The organism is Phenylobacterium sp. CCH9-H3, from assembly GCF_001557235.1.
GTDB lineage: Bacteria > Pseudomonadota > Alphaproteobacteria > Caulobacterales > Caulobacteraceae > Phenylobacterium.
The window spans coordinates 1-2,373 of sequence record NZ_LSJI01000209.1; the positions used below are offsets into that span (position 1 = coordinate 1).

A 2,373-nucleotide genomic window follows, 5' to 3' on the forward strand; every position below is an offset into this window, starting at 1 on the left:
CTGGTGTTCGGGCGGCCCAATGGAGTCTTCCCCGCCAGTGCTATTAAGAGGGTTACGCGCCAGGTCGGCCGAACCCCTCAGCCCGCGCTGGATCGCTTAAACCCGATGTCACGTTCGCTTTCGACCTAGGACATCCGCCCGGGCGACAAGGCTCCTGTTCGCTGACATCCCGTCGGCCAGTCCAAGGAGCCTCCCATGCAACGCCTTCTCGCCGCAGCCGCCGCGACGACGGTCCTGGCGATCGCCACGGCCGCCTCAGCGCAGCCTTACAGGGACCATCCTGGCGCGCCTTACGCACCGTCGGCCAGCGGCTGGCGCACGAACCCCTACGGCGCCGCCGGGACACCCTACCGCGACGACCGCGCCTACTACGGCGGCGCTCGCTACGATTACGGCGCCCGCCACAGCTACGATTCTGCGATTGGCCCCACCCGTCCATACGGCGCCTATGGATACGCGCCCAATCGTACCTATGGCGGCTGGGGTGCGCGCTTCACCCTTCCGTTCCGATCACACGCCCCGTCTCACCGGTGACCTCCTTCGCCCCGCGGGCGGGGCGCAGGTCCCGGTCCGGGCTCAGCGGCAAGCGTAGCTCCGCCCTGAGCCCGGGCTGATTGTCCGCCAGCACGAGCTGGCCACGATGGACCCGCGCGACGGTCGCCACGAGGGATAGTCCAAGGCCGCTGCCGGGCGTGGAGCGGCTCTCGTCCAGCCGGCTGAAGCGCTGGACGGCCCGTTCCCGCGCATCCGGTGCGATCCCCGGCCCTCTGTCGCCAATGGTGAGGTTGCTGGCCGCACCGTCGATTCCTGTGGCGACGACGATCTGCCCCCCAAGGCGCCCCCTGCTTAGCGGCGTTCTCGATCAGGTCGCCTGAGCTGCTCGCAGCGACGCCGGACTTGGCTCTGACCCAAAGGTACAGTCTCTCGCTGCGGCTTGAGCGGCCCCGATCCTTGCGGCCATGAAGGCCGCTTATCGCTTCGCCGGATTGGCCTCCACCACCACCCGGCACGGCTGCGTCCGGCCTGCCCGCGCGGCCGATCGGGCGCAGGCGTCCAGCGCGTCATGATTGCCTCGCCAGAGCCGCGACGCCGCAACCAGGGCGCCCCACGCGCCCGGGTTTGCCGTCTCCATCAGGCGCGCGCCGGCCTCCCAGCGGTCCAGGTGGAGCGTGGCGGCCGCCATGCGCTCGGGGACCCGCCAGCTCGCCGGCAGCGCCCGCGCGATCGGACCCGACAACAACACCCACAGCACCGCGCCCGCGACCAGGCCGCCCACGGCCGCGTAGACGAGAGCCTTGCCCTGCTGCTCACGGGTGCGCAGCTCGCCGGCGAACCGGCGGATGTCGCTGGAGGCCCGCCCCACGGTCGCGAAGACCTCTTGCACGTCCTGCTGGACGCTGCGCCGGGCCGCCTCCGCCGCCCGATCCACCGCCCACCGATGTTGATCCGGGGTCACCTTCAGAGCGGGGTGACTCTCGATCGCCTCCAGCCGCTGCACGATCTGCCCCAGGGTCGGACTGTAGTCCGGCGCCTTCACGCTGCGCAGGACCGGCCCGAGAGCCTCCAGGGCGGCGCGCACATGTGCCACCTCCGCCCGCAATTGCTCGAACGCCACGGCCGCCGCATCCTGGGCCTCCTCGCCATCGGCGTCGTCCTCGTCGGCCATCCGCCGTCCCTACCTCGAAAGCCCCTGCGAGCGGCCCGGGCTGATCGTCCGCGTCAGCTCTTTGGTCAGGTCCTGGCTGACATTGCGCTGCGCCTGTAGCCCCAGCTCCTTGCGCCGGACGCCGAGCGCCGCGGCGAGGTCGGCGTCTCGGCCGAGGCCCTGCGCCATCGTCTTCATGCGGCCTTCGACGGCCTGGCGCGCCTCCCGGTGCTCCCAACCCTTCAGCTCGGCGTGCCGGCCGCTGAGCGCCGTCCAGTCGGCCACGAAGCGGTCGGCGCGCAGCTGTGGATCCACACGGATCCTGGCCTCCTGCGCCATCGCCTTGAGCGTGGCCTCCAAGCCGTCCGGCTGGCCGATGCGGCCCGCGAGCCCCGGACGCCGCTCCAGGGCGCTCCTGAGGTCCTTGGCGGCCGCGGCGTCGATCTTCGACAGCGAGGCTTCGGCCCGCCCCATGGCGAGGTCCTGGTGCGGCAGCACCGGCAACGAGCGGGCCCTCATCCGCTCCACGTCGGCGAAGGCGCGCGAGTAGTCCTCGACGCCGCGGACCAGCTCGCGACGCTGCAGGCCGTCTGCAGGCGGCGTTTGCCGCCGTGCCTCGGCCTGCAGCGCCCGTTGCGGCGACGGCCGCGGCGTGAAGTTCGCGAACGTCCCCCGCGCCGGCCGCCCCGGCGAGGCTGGGCCGGCGCGCTCCACCTCGATCTCGGAGC

General features: G+C 72.1%; 3 protein-coding genes and 1 pseudogene. 1 reads left to right on the forward strand and 3 read right to left on the reverse strand.

The annotated features are described in order from the left end of the window. Nucleotides 1-195 precede the first annotated feature (195 nt). Nucleotides 196-534 carry a hypothetical protein gene (locus AX721_RS27480; protein WP_156467246.1) on the forward strand — a complete coding sequence of 113 codons (339 nt, stop codon included), beginning with the start codon at nt 196-198 and terminating at the stop codon, nt 532-534. Here AX721_RS27480 and AX721_RS28825 read toward each other — a convergent pair. The 3 genes and pseudogenes from AX721_RS28825 to AX721_RS18460 form a co-directional block, all read right to left on the reverse strand. Then, nucleotides 494-823: an ATP-binding protein gene (locus tag AX721_RS28825; protein ID WP_082765217.1), complete on the reverse strand. Its 330-nt coding sequence runs from the start codon at nt 821-823 to the stop codon at nt 494-496. The genes AX721_RS27480 and AX721_RS28825 overlap by 41 nt on opposite strands. A 147-nt stretch (nt 824-970) precedes the next feature. Further along, nucleotides 971-1,666 (reverse strand): DUF6118 family protein, encoded by a 696-nt coding sequence (locus AX721_RS18455; RefSeq protein WP_068877447.1) that lies wholly within the window; start codon nt 1,664-1,666, stop codon nt 971-973. A 9-nt stretch (nt 1,667-1,675) separates the two neighbouring features. Next, nucleotides 1,676-2,373: pseudogene (locus AX721_RS18460) on the reverse strand (MobA/MobL protein); the annotation flags it as partial.

Coding starts and splice junctions, on each gene's coding strand:
- AX721_RS27480 (WP_156467246.1), top strand. CDS start 196: ATGCAACGCCTTCTCGCCGCAGCCGCCGCGACGACGGTCCTGGCGATC.
- AX721_RS18455 (WP_068877447.1), bottom strand. CDS start 1,666: ATGGCCGACGAGGACGACGCCGATGGCGAGGAGGCCCAGGATGCGGCG.